The 23770-nt window shown below is 46.5% G+C and carries 16 protein-coding genes, 2 pseudogenes, 1 CRISPR repeat array and 1 other annotated feature; of the genes and pseudogenes, 6 read left to right on the top strand and 12 right to left on the bottom strand.

Going from position 1 to position 23770, the window contains the following annotated elements; all coding sequences use genetic code 11:
• Positions 1–18 precede the first annotated feature (18 nt).
• The 6 genes from BAA01_01265 to BAA01_01240 all read left to right on the top strand — a co-directional run bounded on the left by BAA01_01265 (position 19) and on the right by BAA01_01240 (position 7498).
• Positions 19–999, top strand: a complete 981-nt coding sequence (locus tag BAA01_01265; GenBank protein ID OUM86019.1) for a class 1b ribonucleoside-diphosphate reductase subunit beta — start codon at positions 19–21, stop codon at positions 997–999.
• Between the two features lie 116 nt (positions 1000–1115).
• Positions 1116–1329 (top strand) — a binding site (cobalamin riboswitch).
• A gap of 381 nt (positions 1330–1710) precedes the next feature.
• Complete coding sequence (locus BAA01_01260; protein ID OUM86145.1) at positions 1711–2814, top strand: citrate synthase 3; 1104 nt, start codon at positions 1711–1713, stop codon at positions 2812–2814.
• Between the two features lie 100 nt (positions 2815–2914).
• Positions 2915–4363, top strand: a complete 1449-nt coding sequence (locus BAA01_01255) for a 2-methylcitrate dehydratase (GenBank protein ID OUM86018.1) — start codon at positions 2915–2917, stop codon at positions 4361–4363.
• A 91-nt stretch (positions 4364–4454) separates the two neighbouring features.
• Positions 4455–5360, top strand: a complete 906-nt coding sequence (locus tag BAA01_01250) for a methylisocitrate lyase (GenBank protein ID OUM86017.1) — start codon at positions 4455–4457, stop codon at positions 5358–5360.
• Positions 5361–5726: 366 nt separating this feature from the next.
• Positions 5727–7076, top strand: coding sequence for a glycosyl transferase (locus tag BAA01_01245; protein ID OUM86016.1), 1350 nt, complete (start codon positions 5727–5729; stop codon positions 7074–7076).
• A gap of 239 nt (positions 7077–7315) precedes the next feature.
• The gene (locus BAA01_01240) at positions 7316–7498 is read left to right on the top strand and encodes a hypothetical protein (GenBank protein OUM86015.1); all 183 of its coding nucleotides are present in this window, start codon (positions 7316–7318) and stop codon (positions 7496–7498) included.
• Between the two features lie 385 nt (positions 7499–7883).
• Here the strand turns inward: BAA01_01240 and BAA01_01235 are convergent, their stop codons facing one another.
• The 12 genes and pseudogenes from BAA01_01235 to BAA01_01180 form a co-directional block, all read right to left on the bottom strand.
• Positions 7884–8120 carry a hypothetical protein gene (locus tag BAA01_01235; protein OUM86014.1) on the bottom strand — a complete coding sequence of 79 codons (237 nt, stop codon included), beginning with the start codon at positions 8118–8120 and terminating at the stop codon, positions 7884–7886.
• Between the two features lie 82 nt (positions 8121–8202).
• Positions 8203–8889: a hypothetical protein gene (locus tag BAA01_01230; GenBank protein ID OUM86013.1), complete on the bottom strand. Its 687-nt coding sequence runs from the start codon at positions 8887–8889 to the stop codon at positions 8203–8205.
• A 21-nt stretch (positions 8890–8910) separates the two neighbouring features.
• A complete protein-coding gene (locus BAA01_01225; protein ID OUM86012.1) occupies positions 8911–9141 on the bottom strand; it encodes a hypothetical protein in 231 nt (76 codons plus the stop codon).
• 709 nt (positions 9142–9850) lie between these two features.
• Positions 9851–10764: pseudogene (locus tag BAA01_01220) on the bottom strand (integrase).
• A 315-nt stretch (positions 10765–11079) separates the two neighbouring features.
• Positions 11080–11565 (bottom strand): annotated as a pseudogene (locus BAA01_01215) (transposase).
• Between the two features lie 397 nt (positions 11566–11962).
• Positions 11963–12937, bottom strand: coding sequence for an ABC transporter (locus BAA01_01210; GenBank protein ID OUM86011.1), 975 nt, complete (start codon positions 12935–12937; stop codon positions 11963–11965).
• A 29-nt stretch (positions 12938–12966) separates the two neighbouring features.
• Complete coding sequence (locus BAA01_01205; GenBank protein ID OUM86010.1) at positions 12967–13725, bottom strand: iron ABC transporter ATP-binding protein; 759 nt, start codon at positions 13723–13725, stop codon at positions 12967–12969.
• Complete coding sequence (locus tag BAA01_01200; protein OUM86009.1) at positions 13722–14669, bottom strand: iron ABC transporter permease; 948 nt, start codon at positions 14667–14669, stop codon at positions 13722–13724. Before BAA01_01200 ends, BAA01_01205 begins: the two co-directional genes overlap by 4 nt.
• Positions 14662–15612 carry an iron ABC transporter permease gene (locus BAA01_01195; protein OUM86008.1) on the bottom strand — a complete coding sequence of 317 codons (951 nt, stop codon included), beginning with the start codon at positions 15610–15612 and terminating at the stop codon, positions 14662–14664. The genes BAA01_01200 and BAA01_01195 overlap by 8 nt, the downstream gene beginning before the upstream one ends.
• Before the next feature lie 310 nt (positions 15613–15922).
• Positions 15923–17041 carry a hypothetical protein gene (locus tag BAA01_01190; GenBank protein OUM86007.1) on the bottom strand — a complete coding sequence of 373 codons (1119 nt, stop codon included), beginning with the start codon at positions 17039–17041 and terminating at the stop codon, positions 15923–15925.
• A 296-nt stretch (positions 17042–17337) separates the two neighbouring features.
• Positions 17338–20316: direct repeats of the CRISPR family, unit length 30 nt; unit sequence GTTTCAATCCCTCATAGGTAAGCTACAAAC.
• A 317-nt stretch (positions 20317–20633) separates the two neighbouring features.
• The gene (locus tag BAA01_01185) at positions 20634–22445 is read right to left on the bottom strand and encodes a CRISPR-associated protein (protein ID OUM86006.1); all 1812 of its coding nucleotides are present in this window, start codon (positions 22443–22445) and stop codon (positions 20634–20636) included.
• Positions 22446–22483: 38 nt separating this feature from the next.
• Positions 22484–23683, bottom strand: a complete 1200-nt coding sequence (locus BAA01_01180) for a hypothetical protein (GenBank protein OUM86144.1) — start codon at positions 23681–23683, stop codon at positions 22484–22486.
• Positions 23684–23770: the final 87 nt, after the last annotated feature.

Raw genomic sequence — 23770 nt, 5'->3', positions numbered from 1 at the left:
AATGTAAGGAGGAATACCATGCTCGAGGCCGTGAATTGGAACAGTCCGGTCGACGATTATACGGAAGAGTTTTTGCGGCAAAACATTGCTCAGTTTTGGACCCCGGATGAGATTGCCGTATCCAGCGATTTAAAGACGTGGGATACCCTTCGTCCAGAAGAAAAGCAGGCATATATTCGTGTGCTAGGTGGTCTCACCCTGCTGGACACGGAGCAGGGGAATGAAGGAATGCCGATGATTTTAACCCATGTGGACGAGCTCCAGCGGAAAACGGTTTTATCGTTTATGGGGATGATGGAACAAATTCACGCCAAAAGTTACAGCCACATTTTTACGACGCTTTGCACGGAAGAAGAAATTCAGGAGATTTTCCAATGGATTAAAAATCATCCTCTACTGCAAAGGAAAGCGAAGTTGATCGCAGATCGTTATCAGGCATTGTTGAAAAAGACAGTAAGCAAGCATGAGTTGTACATGGCGATGGTCGCCAGTGTTTACCTCGAAAGTTTGTTGTTTTATAGCGGGTTTTTCTATCCTTTGTACTTTGCTGGCCAAGGGAAGCTGACCGCGAGCGGCGAAATTATTAGTTTGATTATCCGGGATGAGTCCATCCATGGGGCGTATGTTGGCATGCTCGCCCAGGAGATTTACGAAAAAATGACACCAGAACAGCAAGATGAAGCGGATCGGGAAGCAGCGATATTGTTGGATGAACTATATGCAATTGAAGCCGATTATACAAAGGAAATTTACAGTCCTGTTGGTTTAAGTGAAGACGTTTTGCGCTACGTTAGATATAATGTGAATCGCGCGCTCATGAATCTCGGGCGTGATCCTGTCTTCAGTGAAACGGATGAAGATGTTAACCCGATTGTTCTCAATGGGTTGCGGACAGAAACGAAAAACCACGATTTTTTCAGTGTCAAAGGGAACAGTTATGTTTATGCATTGAATATAGAACCTTTGCGAGATGAAGATTTTCAGTTTGAGACGGTGTAGCCGAGCTGCCTCACCCTACTTCTGAACGAAGTAAAACAAAGCAAAGATCGGTAGTACATCGCAGGTTACCTGTTCTTTACTTACAGTAGGAATATGTTAAAATGGAGACGATAACTGCATATTGTGTAGAAACAGGTGCGGGTCAAACGATAATGTTTGGTTTAGGCCCGCTTAAAAGGGAAGTCCGGTGAAAATCCGGCGCGGTCCCGCCACTGTGAATGGGAGCGACCTGAGAAGAGCCACTGTGGAAACCGTTTCGAGTATTCCATGGGAAGGTTCAGGGAGCGATGAACATGAGCCAGGAGACCTGCCTGTTTCATGACACACCATAAACCTACGAGGATAGGGAGGTGTTAGAACGGGCGAAACGTGCTATTAATCGGCATACGTTTGCTTTAGCCGTTTACGCTTTTTTCTGCATCTTCCCCATCGGAAGATGCTTTTTTCATGTGAAAAAACTGAAAGGGACAAGAAATGATGGAGCGCGGGACAACCGAATATTTCAAAAACGTGTTTAAACAAGCGGTGATGAACAATTTTGTTCGCCCACAACCAGTTGCACTTGCGGAGATTTACGCCTGTTGTGAAGGTGAAATCCTCCGGGAACTGCCTTTAGAAAAACGAACGATCTACTTGAAAAATTTGGAAAGGGCATTTGTGCTGACAAAAGTAGAATTGTTTGGTGAAGAAAGACAAGGAGGGGATACAAGGATGGACTATCGTCCCGGACTGGAAGGAGTTATTGCTGCGGAAACGGCCATCTCTTTTCTCGATGTTGAGCAGGAAGAGATTGTACTGCGCGGATATGATTTGATTGAATTGGCCGAGAAGAAAACGTATCTCGAAGTGGCCTATTTGCTCTTGGAGGGTACCTTACCCGATGAACGGCAACGGGACGCATTTGAAAAACAGATCATTGAATCACAAACGTTACCAAAAGCTCTCATGGATATCCTCGCACTGTTGCCCCCTTCCACACACCCCATGGATGCGTTGCGAACTGGCATTTCGGTGTTGGCGGGGTTTGATTCCACCCTTGAGGATCGCAGTGAAGCGGCCAACAAAAGGAGGGCGGTTCAGCTGCTGGGTGTGACGCCGCTTATCATCGCCCACAGCTGGCGAATGATGCATCGACAGCCGGTCATTGAACCCGATTCCACACTGTCATATGGTGCCAACTTCCTCTACACGTTGACCGGAAAACGGCCAACGGAGCTGGAAGCGGAAATTTTCGACCGTTCTCTCGTAGCTTACATTGAACACGAAATGCCGAACTCAACGTTTGCTGCGCGCGTTATCGCTTCTACCTATGCTGATCTGTATGGTGCCCTTGTCGGCGCAGTTGCCTCACTGAAAGGCCACTTGCATGGCGGTGCGAATGAGGCTGTCATGTATATGCTCAAAGAAGCCGGGGATAAGAAAAACGTCAAACGTTTGCTCCAAGAAAAATTGGCCCGAAAAGAAAGGATTATGGGATTTGGCCACCGTGTGTATATGAAAAAAATGGATCCACGGGCTCTGTTAATGAAAAAGGCGCTCAAAAAATTGGCTGATGCTAAAGGGGATTATCGCTGGCTTGAAATGTGCGAAGTTGGTGAACAGGTGATGTACGAAGAAAAAGGACTTTACCCCAACCTCGATTATTATGCGGCACCCGTTTATTACATGCTTGGTATTCCCATCCCATTGTATACGCCGATTTTTTTGAGTGCACGTACGGCCGGACTTTGTGCTCATGTGATCGAACAGCACAATAACAACCGGTTGTTTCGGCCGCGCGTGCACTATGTTGGCGAACGGGGTCTGCAGGTGTAACGAACAGCACACCTGCCACTCCGCTCTTAAGAGGGTGTTTCTGCCCAAACACCCTCGTCTACTATCATAACGCAATGATAAATAGAAAGGAATTGGAAAGATGACGGAGCATGCTGTGAAACATAATATTAAACCACCTACTGACGCATTGCTGGAGAAAATTGCCGATTATGTCATTGGTCATACCATTACCAGTAAAGAAGCGTTTGAAACGGCGCGCTATGTCCTGTTGGACTCGATTGGCTGTGGGGTTCTTGCTTTGCGTTTCCCGGAATGCACAAAGTTACTTGGGCCCATTGTTCCGGGTACGATTGTTCCTCACGGCTGCCGGGTCCCAGGAACCCAGTATGTTCTCGATCCGGTACAAGGTGCCTTTAATATTGGTTGTATGATCCGTTGGCTGGATTACAACGATACGTGGCTGGCTGCCGAATGGGGCCATCCATCGGACAACCTGGGAGGTATATTGGCTGTAGCGGATTATATGAGCCGATTAAACATCGCCAATGGGAAAGCACCGCTGAAGGTGCGGGAAGTGCTCGAAGCATCGATTAAAGCGCATGAAATTCAAGGCGTCCTTTCTTTAAACAACAGTTTAAATCGAGTCGGGCTCGATCACGTTCATTTTGTCAAGGTTGCTTCATCGGCCGTTGTCACGAAACTGTTGGGTGGAGGGCGTGAAGAGGTCATTAACGCGCTGTCCAACGCATGGATTGATGGAGCGAGTTTGCGTACATACCGCCATGCGCCGAATACGGGTTCACGCAAGTCATGGGCGGCTGGTGATGCGACGAGTCGTGCGGTTCGCCTTGCGTTGATGGTGATGAAGGGTGAAATGGGTTACGCCACAGCGCTGTCGGCGCCCCGTTGGGGCTTTCAAGATGTGCTTTTCAACGGTCAAGAGATCAAGCTGGCGCAACCACTGGATTCGTATGTCATGGAAAATATTTTGTTTAAAATTTCCTATCCGGCGGAATTCCACGCGCAAACGGCAGCAGAATGTGCTATTGAGCTTCATCCGAAAGTGAAAGATCGGTTGGACGAGATCGAAGAAGTGATCATTACCACCCATGAATCGGCGATACGCATTATTGACAAAACAGGACCGTTGCACAATCCGGCGGATCGTGATCATTGCATCCAATATATTACGGCCATCGGGCTGATTTATGGTGAGCTGACCGCTGAACACTACGAAGATGACATAGCTAGCAATCCACAGATCGATGCCCTGCGCGAAAAGATGACCGTCGTGGAAAATAAACAGTTTAGCCGCGATTATCTCGATCCGACTAAGCGCTCGATTGCAAACGCCGTTCAAGTGAGATTTAAAGATGGTTCACAAACGGAACAGGTCGTCCGCGAATATCCGATTGGGCATCGTTTTCGGAGAGAAGAAGGCATTCCCAAACTGATCGAAAAATTGGTTGAAAATCTCGAATCCCGTTTTCCCCGGAAACAAGTCGATGCGATCTTGCGTGCGTCAATGAACCAAAAAACATTGGAAGAGATGGCGGTCAATGAGTTTATGGATTTGTTTGTCATTTAATCGGCGTAGAAACGATTTTTTCCGCGAGCAGCGCGCCTTGTTTGCGCGGCTCGCGGTGTTTTACACGTGGACAGATCAAGGGGGGAGAAAAATGGCTTGGATCGTAGATTCAGAGTCAACGCAAGAGCAGTTGGCGAGCATATTTCGAAACTTGATGTATGACCGGGAAATATTGAAAATTCCTGGTACACATGATGCCATGGCCGCACTCATTGCGAAAAAAATTGGCTTTAAAGCGCTTTACTTGTCGGGTGCTGCCTATACGGCCAGCCGTGGTCTGCCGGACCTCGGGATCATCTATTCAGAAGAACTGGCCAGACGGGCGCGAGATATTGTTCGGGCGAGTAACCTGCCGTTGCTGGTTGATATTGATACGGGCTTCGGCGGTGTTCTAAATGTTGCCCGTACTGCGCGGGAAATGGTCGAAGCGAGGGTGGCCGCCGTACAAATTGAAGATCAGGTGCTGCCGAAGAAGTGTGGTCATTTGAATGGCAAAAAGCTCGTGTCCGATGAAGAGATGATGCAAAAAATACAAGCGATTAAACAGGTGGCTCCATCTCTTGTGGTTGTTGCCCGGACGGACGCTTTTTCTGTCGAAGGGATCGATCGGGCTGTGGAACGAGCGAAAAAATACGTGGCTGCCGGAGCCGACGCGATTTTTCCCGAAGCGCTTGTTACCGAGGAGCATTTTGCGCTGATGAGTCGGGAAATATCGGTTCCGATCCTTGCGAACATGACGGAATTTGGCCAAACGCCGTATTATACCGCCGAACAATTTGCCTCTTTTGGTTGCGCGATGGTCATTTATCCGGTTACTTCCCTTCGCGCAGCCGCCAAAGCTTATGAACGCATCTTTACGGAAATATATACTCATGGTACACAAAAAGAAAAGTTGCACGATTTGCAAACGAGAAAAGAGCTTTATGAGACGATTAGCTATTACGACTACGAAGCTTTGGATACGTCCATTGCGAAAACCGTGCTATCAGAAGAGTAATAAAGGAAATCAAGGCGCGGGACGCATTTGTCGTCGGCATTACCACCGTTGATGACGATGATGTTGGTGACGTGGATGATGGGGTGTTGTATATACCAAAGGCGCACCCTTTTTTGATGCCGGTTCTTGCGGCGATTCCGCTGCAATTGCTCGCTTATTTCGCTGGTTCGGTGCGCGGATACGATGTTGACCGCCCGCGTAACCTGGCAAAGAGCTTGACAGTGGAATAAGCGGGCCAAACCCTTTTCAAAAACGAGAATAACAATCCGCTTTTGTTATTCGATAATAAGAAGCGGATCATTTTTACTTGATCATTATTGTAAGAGATCTACAAAACAATTAACTGGATCATAGGTGCATGTACAAATGAATCTACCCGTGCATCCGACTCTATCTCCCCATCCAACACCTCAGAAAACCTTTTATGTACCTGTGATTGTCAAGTTTTTTATTGGTCATGGATTTGCGTTGTTATGGATGTTTTTTTCAGTATATATTTCCCTTCCTTGGCTCTATGATTTGGCAGATGTGGTTACGTTTCCCATTGCTTTATTGATCATCGGAGGAATCGCTTATGTCCCTGGCTATCTAAATGCCTTTCTCGTGATCAGTCTGATTCTGGACCAGCAGCCTCCGTTTAAAACAGAATGGCCCAATGTACCAATTACCATATTAATCGCTTGCCGCAACGAAGAAAAAAAGATTGCCAATACGTTGCGCTATATACAAAAGCAGGATTATCCGGGTGATATCCAGATCATCATCATCGACAACGGTTCAACAGATCGGACGTCTGAAGAAGCGAAAAAAGCTGCCGAATCTTTAGGCCTTTCCTTACGGATCATTAGGGAAGAAAATCCCGGAAAGTTCAACGCACTTAATGCGGGATTGTTGGAAGTAAAAACGCGATATTTGATCACTTTGGATGCCGATACTCTGTTGCACCGTTCTGCGGTGCGCTATCTTGTTTCTCGGATGTTAAGCGCTCCTGTTGACGTTTGCGCGGTCGCCGGGGCTGTTTTAGTGCGCAACAGCCGTGAAAATTGGTTGGCCAAAATACAAGAGTGGGACTATTTTTTGGGAATCGCTTCAATCAAACGCTTACAAGGCCTATATCAGGGAACCTTGGTTGCACAAGGTGCCTACAGCATATACATGACGGAATGCATAAAAAAGGTTGGCGGATGGCCAAACGCAATTGGTGAGGATATCGTGCTCACTTGGAGCTTTTTAAAAAACGGATGGAAAGTTTATTTTGAACCGCTTGCCGTCGCATTTACCGATGTTCCCGTCACTTTTTCCCATTTCATCAAACAACGTTCGCGCTGGGCCCGGGGGATGATTGAAGCGCTCAAAGAAACGAAACCTTGGCAACAACCCCTTTTATTTGCAAAATATTTAACCGGGGTCAACCTTGTCATACCCTATATTGATTTCACGTACACCTTCTTTTGGATCCCCGGTCTTATCCTTGCATTCTTTGGGATTTACTGGATCGTCGGACCAATGACGATATTGGTATTACCATTGACGTTATTGAGTTACTATATTTTGTATATATACCAGAAATCCGTATTTCAAAAGCTTGACCTGCGTATTCGTAAGAACAGACTCGGCTTTTGGCTTTTTGTTTTATGTTACCAGATGATTCTTGCCCCGGTATCCGTTTGGGGATATATTCAGGAAGTGTTACATTTGGAAAGGGTTTGGAAGTGAATGGTCCGATGAGAAGGAATAGAAAATGAACTGGCAATCAAGCAAGCCCTCTGCCGGATGGCAGGGGCGGATTGCTAGAGATGCCTCCATGCATCCAAAATCCGAATAAAACGAAAGGCGTTTTAAAATGACGCGATCTGTATGAGACAAGTGCCACAGGCAAACCGCCTTAGATGCCAAGGAAAGGAAAGTGCCTGTGGCTTTTTCCATGCACAAAAAAAAGAAAGGGGTTTTGAATTATGCGGAAGATGATTCTTGTTATGGGGATGGCAGTTGGTCTTGCGGTATTGACATCCTGTTCGCAGATGGCCACAGATGAACAGCCGCTCGTTGAGAAACAGGAATCGGAGGTTCAGCAAGTGACACCTGACATTGAGGAAATTCCTGAAAGTGTGTTTACAGTAGTTGACGAAAAAGGATAGACCGTCGAACTGAAACTGGAAGACGGACCTGTCCTTTTTCTAGCTCACTGGTGCCCGCATTGTAACGGGTATCTCAAGACGCATGAACCTCTTCCAGACTTGCGTGTGGTGGCAGTCTATCCGAGGGACGGGGAGACGGTTGAGGAGATGATGAATGGCGTAAAAACCAAGCTGAATCAGGCGGGCTGGGAGGACGTTCCGTTGTATGGCTCAATGGACCCGGACATTGTGGAGTTGGTGCCGACCATCGCTTATATGGCGGAAAATGTGCCGTACCACAGAAACGCTTTTGAGGTTGGGGAAGGGGATTTTTGAGCGCAGGATTTACCATGGCACATGTGAATTACTCTTGCGTGCATGTTCCTTGTTCACCAGTCCAAGTATCTTATTTTTTTTTGTCTTCTTTTTCTGCTTGATACAAATAAAAAATACCAATAGCCAAAGCAATGATGCTTAATATTCTAGGGGTATTGCCAACGTAATTTAAATACAATACAAAATCATCGTGGCTCCATCCACCCCCTCGCCCACTCAACCGATACAATGCTGCAGTAATATAATGTGAAACAAAGAGAAATGCAGAAATACCACAAAAAGCAACACCGGCCGCACGCTTTGACATTTGAATCTCTCCTTTCCCCAGTATAGAAGACCATCGGTAACCTGTACCAGCAGGTCCTGTGAAAATATATGGAGGTTAATTGTTAAATTTCATACCAAACAAAGCAAACACCGGAAGGTTTCTGTGCCTGTCCAGAACCGGCGTGATAATCAGATCCAATGATGGGGCTGTAATAAACGTCAAAATTGTAAAGCTCGTATATGAGATATGCAGCAAGTTCATATGTCTTGTCGACAGGAATATGGATTGTATGGCTAGTTGATACTTCGTAAGTCATCGTAACGTCAAAACCGAGTTCTTTACTTACTTTATCAGCTCTGATTCTTGTGTTTGAATTCCATGTAGCAGGTACGCCCTCATTTAAATATGTCTTTAAAGTACCTGGCCCCATTGCGGAACTTCTCGGAGGGACTTCCGTTTCGCAGGATTCACTTATTTCAATATTTTCAACGTAGTAATAAGGAATGCCCCATGGAATTTGACTATCCCCACGATTTGTTTTGGAAGGTACAGTTTCATTCTCGTTTAAACGAACAATCGCTGCACCAACGACTTTTGCTTGTTCTGGAATGTCGAATTTGCATTGCTTTACATATTCCTCTGGGTTTACAATCATCTCCACTTCTTTTGTTTCCACATCCCTCTTTACAACCGTTTCTGGCAAATGAGTATGGATGAAGAATTCACGACACATCAATGCCAACGCCAATAGTAATAAGGAAAAAATGATGATGCTTGATTTTGAAGAAAAGTATTTGTTTCTCAGCATAAATCCCTCCTAAGTGTACTGTTAACATATGAGTGCCATATCTTTGTAAATCCTGAGAGCGGGAGGCGAGAGCGCAGGATGTGAGTCATACAAGTAATCCAGTTTTATCGTTTGAACGAGCCCGTTTTCCAGGTTGTACAATCCGAAGATTGCTTGACGGATGTCGGATTCTTTTTTGGCATTGGGTTTGGGAATGGAACGGTCGAAATTCTTTTCTTCCTGAATCCAGATGATCCATTTGTCATTGCCCAACGGGTTGGCATAATGGGTGCCTGAATACCATTCCACTAAACATTTTGACAGATGGGGGATCGTAAAAGCGATGACCGATTGGGATGTTGGCTGGGTTGTTGAGTCGTGTTTCAACATCCGGTTGATGATGACGGTAGTCTAGGCCCGGGTGGTGGGCTTTCCGGCTGAAAAGGTGGTGGCGCTTGTACCCCGGATGATTCCCCGATCTGATACGACTTTGATGTAACCCCGCTGCGATTCAACCAAACGGTCTGTAAATGGTAGAGAAGCGTTTTTATAGGCGATGGCCTCATCTCGTAACCCAAAGCACAAGTGATCATGACCGCCCTCTGACCCCGGGTTAAAGGCTGATTCGGCCGGAATGTGCCATCAGGATACCCTCGAGCAATTCCTGCTTGGACGATGGCGCCTACCGCTTTTCCCAATACAGCGCCGTTTTGTACGTTACGGAAGGATGAACGGCCTTCCGGCAATTGTAAGGTGCGGTATAGCATCAGTGCCCGTCCGACACATCGGGAAATATGACTGCCTGTGCCGGGAGGGGACTGAGCATGGTCAGCGTCAATGCCACAAACAAAAAGACGGAATGAACTTTTTCATTTCAAATGCCTCCTTGTTTGGTATAGAGTATAATCATTTTATCACATAAATTTTTTCTAACTTAAATTGCAATATTAAATGCAACAACTCACAGTAATCCAAAATATGGTTATGATAAAGCCAAGTTTCGTAACTCTTCATTAAACGCATCGTTCGGTGAACGATATTCCAGGATCTTCCTTGGGAGGGTGTTACACCAGTTCTCTACATAGATAATGAGCGACGGATCGATATCATCCATGGACTTGCCTTTTGGAATAAATCGACGAATGAGTCCGTTGTGGCGTTCATTGGTCCCTCGTTCACATGATGTATAAGGATGTGTGTAATACACCTCGCATTCGATAGCCTGGCTGAGTTCACTGAATTCAGCTCCATTGTCTGATGTGACCGTTTTGAACACGGTTGAGAATACGGATCCATACTGTTGCTTCAATTCCTGTAAGGCCTGTTTCACGCATTATTCCAGACGTTCATCGATGTGCCGGGGGCGTTGTTCAATGCTTGTGCCTAGCATCTTCTTATGTTGCCGTGTTCGCTTTTTCTTGGTGTTGCGGGACACTTTCAAAGGCAGATCGATGTTCTTGATTGGAAGCAGACCAAGGTCGATATAGCGGTACAGGGTCTTGGTGCAAACCCATTCACCATCGAACAAGCGCTGGGTCTTGGCATAGCCGCAAACGGCATCCGGAGACCAGTGATCATCACGGATCTTCTGCACGGCAAAATGAATGAAATCCGTGGTCTGGATCAGCTTATACTTCGCACCACAGCGGGAACGGTTCGATTCATAGACACGTTGACCCACATCGGCAAAGTATGCTTGATACTCGGTCAGATCAGACCGTCGCTGCGTCACGGTTCCTCGCTTCAACTCACGGGAGATCGTAGACTTATGACAGCCGATGATGTCTGCGATTTCTTGCAGTGACTTTCCCTGATTACGAAGCGCTTGGATCTGACCACGATCAAAACGGTGAGATGCGAAAAGGTACGAGTTGTGTTATGATGAGTGCGAGCCATGGTAATCCTCCTGTTATGTATGGGTTTGTGTCGACTTCATCATAACGGAATTACCGTGGCTTTTGTATATTTATTTTGTTGCATTTAATTTTACAATGAACCGTCAAGTTTTTGTGGGTGCTTTTCTTTTTGACAGTAGATTTTTTTCGTCAACCTCTATCTTGCAAGCGTTTTCTTTACTCGTTTCTCTTCTTGTTTGTTCTTTTTGTGGGTCTTTAAAAACCTCTCAGGTCTTTCAGAGCTTGGTATATGGGCGTTCCGTAAGCGTCAAATAGCCCCCACCTGTCTATCAGATGAGGGCTTCGGTAAAATGGTTTACGATTGGGACGCTCGACAAGTCAAAGGTAACGATGACGACCAGTGCAGCAACCGGTCCAGTGCCTCCGGATCTTTCGAATCCGCAAGCTGCGGAAACCGCTCAAACAGATACTTCAAGTATTGGAACGGATTCAGTCCGTTCTCCTTCGCGGTTTCAATCACGCTATAGATCGTCGCGCTGGCCTGTGCTCCGCGAGGCGTGTTGGCAAACAGCCAGTTCTTTCGTCCAATCACAAATGGCTTGATCGACCTTCCGCTGCGGTTGTTGTCGATCTCCAGACGACCGTCCTGTAGGAAAGCCGTCAGTTTGTCCCATTGGTTCAAGCTGTACGCAATCGCCTGTCCGAGCAGACTTTTTGGCAGCGTACGGGACCGCTGCTTTTGAAACCATGCCAAATAAGCCTCCAAGATGGGCTTGCTTCGCTCCATTCGGACGGCATAGCGTTCTTCAGGCGACGCGTCCTTCAGCTGTCTTGCTGACTTCTGTACGTTCAGCGATGCCTTCGACACCGGTTACCATCTGCAGATGGCGTTCCGTACAGACCTCCCCGGGTAAGGGTGTGGACTTTCCGCTCATGTACCTGCCCAATATACTGGAGCTAGCCCTTGGCGGCTTAGGACTTTGTCTTGTATCGCAGACTCATCCGACTAGTCCAGCCTCTCATTGGGTTCGTGTGCCTCAGGTCAAGCGTTTGCCTTAAGCTTCCTCCAGATTCCACCTCGCGATGGACACCCTTGCTCTCGGCTAAACGGTAGGCGCTCGCCAGCCCCCGTTCGGGACTTTCACCCTATAGCCAACACCCATGCCGGGCGCACAACAAATCATGCGGGTGCCAGCAATGCACCCGCATCACATCAATCGCTCGCTGTCATGCACAATTTACTTGAACGCTTGCTCCACTTCTTTGATCATCTCGGCGACAGAGACGAGGCCGCCACCAGACAGATACCAATAATTCGGATCGAGATAAACAATCTTTCCATTTTTGTACGCTTTCGTGTTCTTGATCAGATCATTGTCAAGCACTTTTTCCGCCGGGGTCTTTTCCCCGTTGTTCACCACTTGGTCACGGTCTACGACAAAGAGGTAATCCGGGTCTTTCTCCGCAATATATTCAAACGAAATGCTCATCCCATGCGTGGAAACCTCAATCTTGTCATCAACCGGTTTTACGCCCAATACGTCATGAATCAAACCAAACCGGGAACCTGGACCAAAAGCGCTCACTTTTCCTCCTGTCGTCAATATGATCAGTGCATTTTTGCCGCTTTCGGTTGCTTTCTGTTTCACACGCTGAATTGCCTGTTCCAGATTTTTCAGTTCGTTTTCCACAAAATCTTCCTTGCCGAAAATCTGCCCCAGGATTTTCATATTTTCGCTAAAGGATTCCATATATCTGGATGTGTCCACTCCCATGTAGATGGTCGGGCCAATCTTTTTCAGCTCATCATACGCCTTCGATTGCCTGCCGGAAATGATAATCAAATCGGGACCAATTTCGCTGATCTTCTCAAAATCCGGTTCCTGCAAGCTGCCCACATTGACATACTTGCTGTCTTTATACTTTTCAAGATAAGGCGGGATGTTGGCTTGAGGAACCCCGGTCACTTCCACGCCCATTTTGTCCAATGAGTCCAATACGCCAAAGTCAAAAACCACCACTTTTTGCGGGTTTTTCTTGACCGGTGTTTCACCCAATTGATGCTTGACAACAATTTCTTGTGGCTCATTCTGCTCTTGCTGTGTGCCTGACGATGCGGCAGGCTTCTCGCCCGAAGGGCTGCCTTCTGAGCCGCAAGCCGTCAGCACAACAGCCAACACCAAAAACATGACACCATACCATAACTTTTTCATCATGGATACCCCTCCCAATCCGAAGTCTTTTACAGGTAATAAATGGATACCTTGTGCTGATCGAATTTCTGAATTAGTATATCCATCTCAAAGACAGATTTCAGTACCTCCGCGTCAATCATCTCTCCGGTTGAACCCGCCTTGACCACCTTTCCATCCTTGAGGGCGACAATATAGTCGGAATAACAGGACGCAAAATTGATGTCATGAAGGACCAAGACAATTGTCTTGCGCAAATCATCTGCCAATTTCCGCAGCATTTTCATGATTTGTACGGAATGCTTCATATCCAGGTTGTTCAGTGGTTCATCAAGGAATATATAATCCGTGTCTTGGGCCAGGACCATGGCGATAAACGCCCTTTGCCGCTGACCGCCGCTCAGCTGGTCCAAATACTTGTCTTGCAGGTCTTCTAGTTCCATATATTCCATCGCTTTTTCCACATGTTTCCAATCTTCCGGGCTCAACCTTCCCTGGGAATAAGGAAACCGGCCAAAGCTGACCAATTCCTTCACTTTCAAGCGGATATGTAGATGGTTGGATTGCTTCAGAATCGATACTTTTTTGGCCAGCTCGTTGCTTTTTGCCTGACCGATCTCCTGTCCATCAATCAGAATTTCCCCGGAGTCCTTGCCCAACAGACGGCTCATCAGGGACAAAAGCGTGCTTTTCCCGGCACCATTGGGTCCGATAAAGGAAGTGATTCGCCCTCGCGGGATCGTAAGGGATATGGAATCAATCACCTTTTTATTCCCGTACCATTTGGAAACATTTCGCAATTCTATCATGCTTTATTCTCCCTCAGCAGCAGGTAAAGAAAGGTGATACCGCCGATAAAGTTGATCATGACGCTGATGGTGGTGGTAAAGGCAAAAATCCTCTCAATCAGCCACTGCCCTCCGACCAATGCCACGATGCTGATAAGCATCGAACCGGGAATCACATATTGGTGGCGGTATGTGCGGATAAACTGATAAGTGACATTGGCAACCAGCAGCCCCAAAAAAGTGATAGGCCCGACCAGCGCCGTGGAAATGGAAACCAGCGCTGCCACCATCATGAGCAATCTTAAAACGACGGTTTCATAGGCGACACCCAAGTTTACGGCATGTTCCCTGCCCAACGCCAAAACATCGAGATACTTGGCATAGCGTGAAAAATAAACCGAGATACCGGCCATCACAATCACCGAAATGAAAAGCAAGTCGGTGTTGATATTGTTAAAGCTGGCGAACATCCGATCTTGCACGATCATGAATTCGTTCGGATCGATCAACATCTGCATAAAGGAAGCCATGCTTCGAAAGAACGTCCCAAAGACAATCCCGGCCAGCAGCAGGAAATAAATGTTTCGTCCTTCCCTTCGGAAAAGCAACTGGTACAAAAGCACAGAAAACAGAACCATCAAACCAACCGAGATGAGAAAATGAACATGGCTGTTCATTAACGCCAAAGTCGCCGACCCGAACACATAAACCACAAACGTTTGAATGAACAAATACAAGGAATCCAGACCGATAATGGAAGGAGTGAGGATGCGGTTGTTGGTAATGGTCTGAAAAATAACCGTGGAAAAAGCGATGGCTGAGCCGGTCAGCACCATGGCCAAAATTTTCGCCGTTCTTCTTGGCAGCACGTAATCCCAGTTGCCGCCAAGATGATCGAAAAGAAAGAGTGCGATCAATCCCAGTGAAAGCAAGAAAAGCGCAGCCAGCTTGATTTTGTCACTCATGCATCTTTCTCCTCAAAAGCAGGGACAAAAACGTCGCGCTTCCGATCACTCCTACCATCAAGCCGATCGGTATTTCGTACGGGTAAATGAGCAGTCGTCCCAAAATGTCACAACCCAGCAAGAAAACAGCCCCCAGCAACGCGGTGTACACAATGTTCTGTCGCAAATGATCCCCCCGGTACAGCGTGACGATGTTTGGAATGATCAGCCCCAAAAAAGGCATCATTCCCACCGTCAAAATCACCACTGCAGTGACCAAAGCGACGATGACCAGCCCCACATTCACCACTTGCCTGTAATTCAGCCCGAGATTGACCGAAAAATCTTCCCCCATCCCTGCAATAGTAAAACGGTCGGCAAACAGATAAGCGATGATGAGCAGCGGTATGCTGACATACAACAATTCGTACCGGCCCTTGACAATCATGGAAAAATCTCCGTACAGCCATGCGCCGATACTCTGAATGAGATTGTGCTGATAAGCAAAAAACGTGGTCACCGAGTCAATGATACTGCCGTACATCAGGCCAACCAGCGGAATAAAAATCGCGTTTTTAAATTTGACCCGGTCCAATATCTTCATGAAGATAAACGTCCCCAGCAGGGCGAAAAGAAAAGCGATAACCATCTTCTGCAGCAGCGTGGATGAACTGAAGATCATCATCGACACGAGGATTCCGAACCGGGCCGCATCCTCCGTTCCCGCCGTGGTCGGCGAAACAAACTTGTTGCGGCTCAGCTGCTGCATGATTAAACCAATAATTCCCATGCTTGCGCCAGCAATGATCAGGCTGATCAACCGTGGAACCCGGCTGACAAACAAGACCTGAAGATGACTTTCACTCAAATTGAGCAGGTCGGACAATTTGATCTCTTTGACGCCGACAAATAGCGAAGTGACAGATAAAACGAACAACGCAACAACCAGATGTCTTTTTTTCATGATCATCCTTTGTTTTTTTATGTTCCGAAGGACAATGTTGGATGATACTAATTAAGAAAGAGAATCATTCTCAATCACTAACAGGAAAAAAATATAACCATACGAATCACGATGATTCAAATGACGATCCATCAAGTGATGCACCATTCTATCCAATGAACAGCATCACCCCCTGACACGAAACCAAAGTGGTTCATAAACAATTATATTGATAATGATTCTCATTGTCAAATATGGGCCCACAATACTCTAAAAGGCGGGAATTCTTTGTGCCTACACAGAAATGCAGGCAGAAGATGGCGATCGCTTTTTACACGCGCACGTACCATCTCTGCCGATGCAAAAGAATTGCCAGAGCAGCCCAAAACAGGAAAAAGAACAATGCGTAATTCAGTTTTGGATCGCCGGGAAAAAGCGATATGCCATCAAGCAGTTTGTCCCGGACGGAGACGGTCCCGGCCTTTCCGGCGATGGTTAAGTGCATCAGCACCGAAGCCAGCAAATATTTCCCGAAATAGATAAGCAAACTGTTGCGGCCAAAGGCTTCCAACAGGTACAGGCCAGTATAGGCCGGACTTTTTTTGAGCCGGAGCGATTTATCATCAAGCAGGAAGAAAAGAACTGCCAATAGGAGGACAGCTATACCGGCCGTTAAGGAAGCGAACGCTGGCGTCCACATGCGCTTGCCGACCGGAGCAAAAAACGCAAACAAGGGAGCCGTCAGCAAAAGAACGCCGCCCAGCATGAACAGGAGGCGGCTTTTTTTCTTTTGCTGTGGATTTATGATGATGCGCCCGGCAGCCGCCCCCAAAAACACATTGGCCAAAGCACTGAACATGACAGCCAGCCCTTCCGGGTCGTATCCTTTGGTCCCTTGGGCGTACATGTGCGAAAGGCCGAAAAGAGCGGCGTCGATCTTTGCAAAAGGATTGCAATCAGGCCAAATGACACCTTCAGCACACGGTTTTCCAGCCAAAGACAGCCACACACCATAAGTGAACATCACGATTGCCGCCGCAAGAACAGAAAACTGCCATGTCCGATTTATACTTAAAACCAACACGGCGACCAAACCGGAAACCGCATACAATTGAAGAACGCCCGTGATTCTCCATGTGGAAAAATCGGCATTCCAATGCACAACGGCGTTGTATAAAAGGCCAATGATCATGAGAATGACGGTTCTTCGAATCACTTTTTTCCATCGAATCCGGCGAAAATATGCGATGCCCAAGCCTACGCCAAAAAGGGTCAGGAAAGCCGGAAAGATAAGATCCAGCAATGTTAGCCCATACCACTCGGCATGCCGGAAAAAAAGATATCCACCTGGAGGAATATGACTGAGTAACACCGAAAAAGCCACAACAAATCCGCGGGCGATATCCACGGAATAAATGCGTTTGGAACTGGCAGATTGCGACGTTTCCATACGTGAATTAATGAAATGCCTCCTTGAAAATAATTCATATAAAATTCATATAATAAATTTTTTAAAACAAAAGAAACTACAAAATTGAAAAAACATCCCGCGTTCAAGATGATTCAACATTGTATTGTCTTCCTTCGGGGCATGTTCCTCGCTTTAGCCTTTTCTTTTTTCTTTTAAGGATTTTCCGCTTTTCTTCTTCCAATGACAATCCTTCCCTTAATTTAATTGTGCTGGATCGAATTGGATATACATGCACCCGGTTCCGCCAGTGCCGCTCATCGTTTGATACCCGGCATGTTTTAACCCCTCATAGGTAAGCTACAAACTGCGGAATGCATCAGGTTTGTGAAGGCCCGTCATGGAAGTTTCAATCCCTCATAGGTAAGCTACAAACCATAGGCCCCGACGTTGTCCACGTCTTCCAAAAGATTGTTTCAATCCCTCATAGGTAAGCTACAAACTCTGCCGGCCGTCGTAATGATATTCCTTCACCTTATACGTTTCAATCCCTCATAGGTAGGCTACGAACGCACCTCCTTTCGTATGTGGTTTCGTTGATGTCGCGTTGTTTCAATCCCTCATAGGTAAGCTACAAACGAAGACCGACAAGATGCCGTTTGACCGATGGGTGCGAGTTTCAATCCCTCATAGGTAAGCTACAAACATAGTGCGAGCCAATCCTTGACACGAACCTTCACCGTGTTTCAATCCCTCATAGGTAAGCTACAAACTTTGCGTACATCTTATCCAAGGCTTTCAGTATATACTGTTTCAATCCCTCATAGGTAAGCTACAAACTTCTCATCTTTTCTCTTCCTTCCCAAAAAATCACCCGTTTCAATCCCTCATAGGTAAGCTACAAACCGATCGGCGTAGGCGAGAATGTCCTTGCGGAGTCCTTGTTTCAATCCCTCATAGGTAAGCTACAAACTGGGAAGAATTCGAGGATCCAGAATTGGGATTGTGGTTGTTTCAATCCCTCATAGGTAAGCTACAAACGCTGAGAAGCTGTATCTGGATCGTTCGTTCATCTCAGTTTCAATCCCTCATAGGTAAGCTACAAACTCGGATCGCCGTGCTGATTGGCTGCGAAACAACTACATGTTTCAATCCCTCATAGGTAAGCTACAAACTTGCGACCATCAGATTACCCCCCTTTCGGTAATCAAGTTTCAATCCCTCATAGGTAAGCTACAAACGATGTCCGGGTTTCGTACCTCGGTCACGAAAACTCGTTGTTTCAATCCCTCATAGGTAAGCTACAAACCGTCCCAAGTGAAACCAAAATACTCTCCTAACAATTGGGTTTCAATCCCTCATAGGTAAGCTACAAACTTCCCTCTGTACCTCCTGCCTCTAAATCGCCAACAGGTTTCAATCCCTCATAGGTAAGCTACAAACGATGAGGAAGGTTGAAGATGCGGACTGATTGGGATGTTTCAATCCCTCATAGGTAAGCTACAAACTCGGAATAAGGAGGCAGAGCGATGCAGTTTAAGGTGGTTTCAATCCCTCATAGGTAAGCTACAAACAAATAGTCAGACGTGTACTCGACTTCGTAGACAGCAGTTTCAATCCCTCATAGGTAAGCTACAAACGTATCCTCCAGATTTGACGGAACACCGCGCGTATCAAGTTTCAATCCCTCATAGGTAAGCTACAAACGTACGATTTCTATATCGAGGTGGTTGACGGCGAATACGGTTTCAATCCCTCATAGGTAAGCTACAAACTTTTATGAGCAGTTCGCGATCAAGTTCAAACTCTTCTTGTTTCAATCCCTCATAGGTAAGCTACAAACATATTTTTACAAGCTTTGAAGGTTCTCCGGTTTCTTGTTTCAATCCCTCATAGGTAAGCTACAAACGACGAGGCAGGAGTAATATTTAACTCTCGTGATTGGGTTTCAATCCCTCATAGGTAAGCTACAAACCTAATACCGGGGCACAGGCTTTTCTCCCCCATCCTCTGTTTCAATCCCTCATAGGTAAGCTACAAACGGCAAGGCGGCTCGACCCAGCACATTACCTGTCTTGGAGTTTCAATCCCTCATAGGTAAGCTACAAACGACAATGGCGGCATCATACGTTTGTTGTTGAAACGATGTTTCAATCCCTCATAGGTAAGCTACAAACTGGCCAAGCGCATAGAATTCTCAAGGGAAATGCGCAAGTTTCAATCCCTCATAGGTAAGCTACAAACTTGAGGGCTGAGCTCAGCAAAACGGGCTTCAGCTCGAGTTTCAATCCCTCATAGGTAAGCTACAAACTCGTCCCCGCGAGGAAGTACGCTTATGGCTACGGTTAGTTTCAATCCCTCATAGGTAAGCTACAAACTCGTAATACACGCCTAGTAAACGCCCACCGTTTTGCGTTTCAATCCCTCATAGGTAAGCTACAAACCATTCGAGCACGGCTCGATAATTGGGTGCCATAACGGAGTTTCAATCCCTCATAGGTAAGCTACAAACTCGTTACTGTTCCATCATTGATGATTTTTTGCACCGTGTTTCAATCCCTCATAGGTAAGCTACAAACCGGGTTGCAGTGATCGATTCGGAACGTGGATCTGCCAGGTTTCAATCCCTCATAGGTAAGCTACAAACCACAAAAGCAGCTTGCTGACAAGATAAACGTTTCATCCGTTTCAATCCCTCATAGGTAAGCTACAAACCTATATTGAGTTTGTTTCATGTTTTGTACGGACTGGTGTTTCAATCCCTCATAGGTAAGCTACAAACTTTTATGTCCGATTTGATTCCTTCCAGTTCTTCAACGTTTCAATCCCTCATAGGTAAGCTACAAACTACGTTCCCGGGGATATGTCTTATCAACAATGGTTTGAGTTTCAATCCCTCATAGGTAAGCTACAAACTCTCTACCTCTCGACTTGTTTAAGTATTGCGACTTCGTTTCAATCCCTCATAGGTAAGCTACAAACAGGAGCTCTTTTGTCTCATCGTCAATTGGTTCCCCGGTTTCAATCCCTCATAGGTAAGCTACAAACTTCCCGGAACGTTTTCTTTTTAATCGATTTGAGAGAGGTTTCAATCCCTCATAGGTAAGCTACAAACGGTGCATGCGCGGGGCTGCAAATGGCGTGGCATGCGTAGTTTCAATCCCTCATAGGTAAGCTACAAACTTCTTCAATCCATTCAACCCACGCAATGTTTATCGCCTGTTTCAATCCCTCATAGGTAAGCTACAAACGTCCACTTGCCTTCCGCGCCGCTCGTTAGATTCCGCGTTTCAATCCCTCATAGGTAAGCTACAAACCCATTTAGACGTAGAAAAATCAAATACTTTTGCTCTATTGCAATTATAATCCATATCCAGCAGCATTGGAAGCAAAATCCTATGCTCATCTCCATCATCCACTGTATATTTCGGCATTTTTGGAGTTGTCTTCTTCCAAAAACAATGTCGTCGATCTCCCGGCTTTTTTGCATGATCTCCGATCGACGACACTTGAAATTTCGTTTCTAGCTAAAACTATCTGTTCAGTCAACACAAAAGTTCATGTTCTACCACAATATCCCGAGTGATGATCGTTAATCGGCACAGCACACAAGCAATCCCACTTAGCAAGATGTTCATTCCGACTTAGGATAATCCCGAAACTGTACATGACTGAAAATTCGTGTCGTTTCTACAGAACCATCACTTTTTTGGTTTACTTCCACCTGGCGTCTGCTGGTAGCGTATACAGGACGAAAACCGTGTTTGCGCAACCAATCCACCATGTAAACCGTGGCCCCGAACTCACCTTGTACCAACATAATATCCCGCGGTTTGCCATGACTTAAAATCCACTCCTGGATCATCTTCAACCAAGACGGCTCCCACTCCCCTTTCTCAGGAATATTAGACCATATCATTTGCAATTGTTCCGGAAGCGGACAAAACGTCTTAACCCCAAAACGGACGGCAGCTTCTTCTTTCTGTTCCTCCGTCAAAGAATGGGAAAAAAGCAAGAACATCTTCGGTGCTGCGTCATCCTGTTCCTGTGCTCCTTTCTGTACATCAGATGCCACAGGATATGGCTTTCTTGGTTCCCGTGCAAGCTGAGAAAGTTCGACAAAAAACGCTTTGCTTTGATCCAGGATCTCTCGCAATTGTGGTGCAAAACGGCGGGGCGGCGTCGGCTGGTTATATCCGGCATGGTTGATGCTGTTGCGATATTCCGCCAACTGACCGTACCAATGAAAACGTTCTCTATAAGGTTGCAAAAAGGTGACATATTGTTTTAACAAAGGCTTTTCTTTGTCAGAAACGCGCCACTCTGCTTCTGGCTTTTTTTGGTTTACGACCGAAAATGCAAACGAGATCAAATCCCGCGACTTTCGATTCATCTCATCGCCGCCCAACACATGGCAAACCGCCGTAAAAAGGCCTTCCTGCAAAAACGTAAATCCTTGCTGGATCAACCCGTGCTCCAGACACCATTCGGCAGCTTCGTAACCGAGCATCACCGGATCTCCTGAAAATGCTCGAACCCGGCGCTCCACTTCATCCAGCAACCTAGCCAGCGGCCGAAAGGGCAGCACGTCGTATCCTTTAGCCTCTTGCAACCGTTCTTTGAGGCTGTTTACCGCATCTATCAACAACGGACCGCGGCAAGTTTGCAGACTTTTGGTGAAAATATCCAGTTGATCTGCAAGGATACGATGCTTGGACACTGCTGTGCGTACATGAATGTCGAGGGATTCGCCGACTTTTGTTGTGTTGGGTTGTTTAAAAATTTCTCCGGTTTGGATTCGCGTCAACTCCTGAATGAGGGACGCATCGCCCGAACGCAAGAAATGATCGATGCCCATTGTCCAATCCATCAGTTTAACCATGGGCGTCAAATCGATGAGCGGCGCGATCCGCTGTGAAACGGGCAATTCTTTCACCTTAAAAGCCGGACCCAGCACTTCAAAAGCGCCATAGACGATTTGCCGGAATGCCGCCTTTTTTAACAAGCGGCTGTAGTTCAAGATGGCTAATGCCATAATCGGCAACGAACGAAATCCATGGGTCATGTCGAAAATGATTTCGTCGCCTTCACCGATTTCGTTCAATACCCGATCAAACAGTTCCCAAAGGTTGTTCTCATCCTGCTCTTCCGATATGTCCACCAATCGAACGTTGGCCTCTGGAGCAATGCGCCGGAACGCGTTTTCCAAGCCCTCCAAACGGACAAAAGAATCGTCTTCTTGTTTCTTTTCAAACGAGTCCTGCCAGTTCTTTTCTTTGGCCAACGGCGTCAAGAAGATGACCACTTCGTCTTCGGAGGTAAAATCCCGGCAAAACAATTCATAAATGGCTGTTTGGACGAACCGGCTGGCTGTGGCCATCTCTCCGTACTCATAATGACATTCTACATAGTTGTTTGTCCCGAGAAATGACAACAGTTTTTTCAAGACTGATCACTCCACGATAATATCTTCCACTTTTTTCGTTACAGTTGCTCATAAAACTGCTTCGTCACATCAGCAAATGCACCTTCATCCTGGATCAGGCCTTTCCCCCGTAGAACCTCCTGCTCATATGGTTTGGCCAACCACAGATAATTGATATACAACCTGTCTTCCTTATCGTCGTAACGCCATGTGGCGCGAAACAAACCACCATTGCTGGCTCCTTTGTATAGGTGGTAAGGAAACGTCTTTCCTTTGAATGCCTCGAAATCTCTCTCGTGAAACAGTTCACCCCGTTTTTGCACCTGGCTGCCTTTCACATACTCCAGCAAAACGCGGATTTGCTGGAAGATAAAACGCTGCTGAGACGGATATGCTTCCATGATCCGTTGAACCGCCTCGGAAACGAACACCTTCGTCCGCAGCTCCGACACATATTGATCCCGGGAAAACAGGAACGTGCCAAAGGGATTCAGATAAACCACACCATCTTCCGTGGTAAAGAGAGAAGCGTGCGATTCCACCAGCAACCTTTCTTCCCATGTCAGCATTTCCATGTCAAGAAACCCCTCGTTCATCAGACGACGAATAAAAGAAGAATGTTTACGGAAAAATTCGGGGTCAATGTCAATGGGCACCGGCGGAATGATATGAAGCATCTGCTGCGAACCTTCGTGCAAGTAGGCGGTCGGATAACCGTAAAATGAACCGACCAGATAACCAAACCAAGACATCACTTTATACCCACCAATAGGCGCAAAACACGTAAAAGAAGGATCCCCGGCCCGCAACACACGACTTAAATCAAACATGTAGTCGCCCAGCAGTCGGTTTAATTTGGCGCGATCGGTGATATCCATCTGTACCGGACGCAGGTCGACGTCTGCTGAAAAATCCTGTTCAATCACGCGCTTCAATAATCGGGCCGCAGCTTTTCCGTCCAACGTTTCGGTGTAAAATAACGTCACACTGGGTGAACCGGACAATTTACCCATCCGTTTCAACGCATGTAACATGGAATATTCGGCACTCACTTTCTCCGGTTGCCATTCACGTTTTGGAAGCAACGGTTGGGCGTGATCCAACCATGTTTGGAGCGCTTTTTCTTCTTCCACCCCTTGCTTTAGGCTAAGATTAGGGCCGTCGAATTGAAAAAAATCCCCTTGCCGTGTCCACTTGCCAAAATAATTGGTTTCCCCAAACAACGAAACGCCCGATGTCATGACGATGGCATGATACATCGCATTCACCCTGCGCAGACCGTTTTGCCAAAACATTAGTAAAACAAGCACTTTCACCTTATTCCGATTATAATCCGAATCATAATG

It is taken from the genome of Bacillus thermozeamaize, from assembly GCA_002159075.1.
In the GTDB taxonomy this organism is placed as follows: Bacteria; Bacillota; Bacilli; order ZCTH02-B2; family ZCTH02-B2; genus Bacillus_BB; species Bacillus_BB thermozeamaize.
This window is presented reverse-complemented; position numbering and strand designations above follow the sequence as displayed.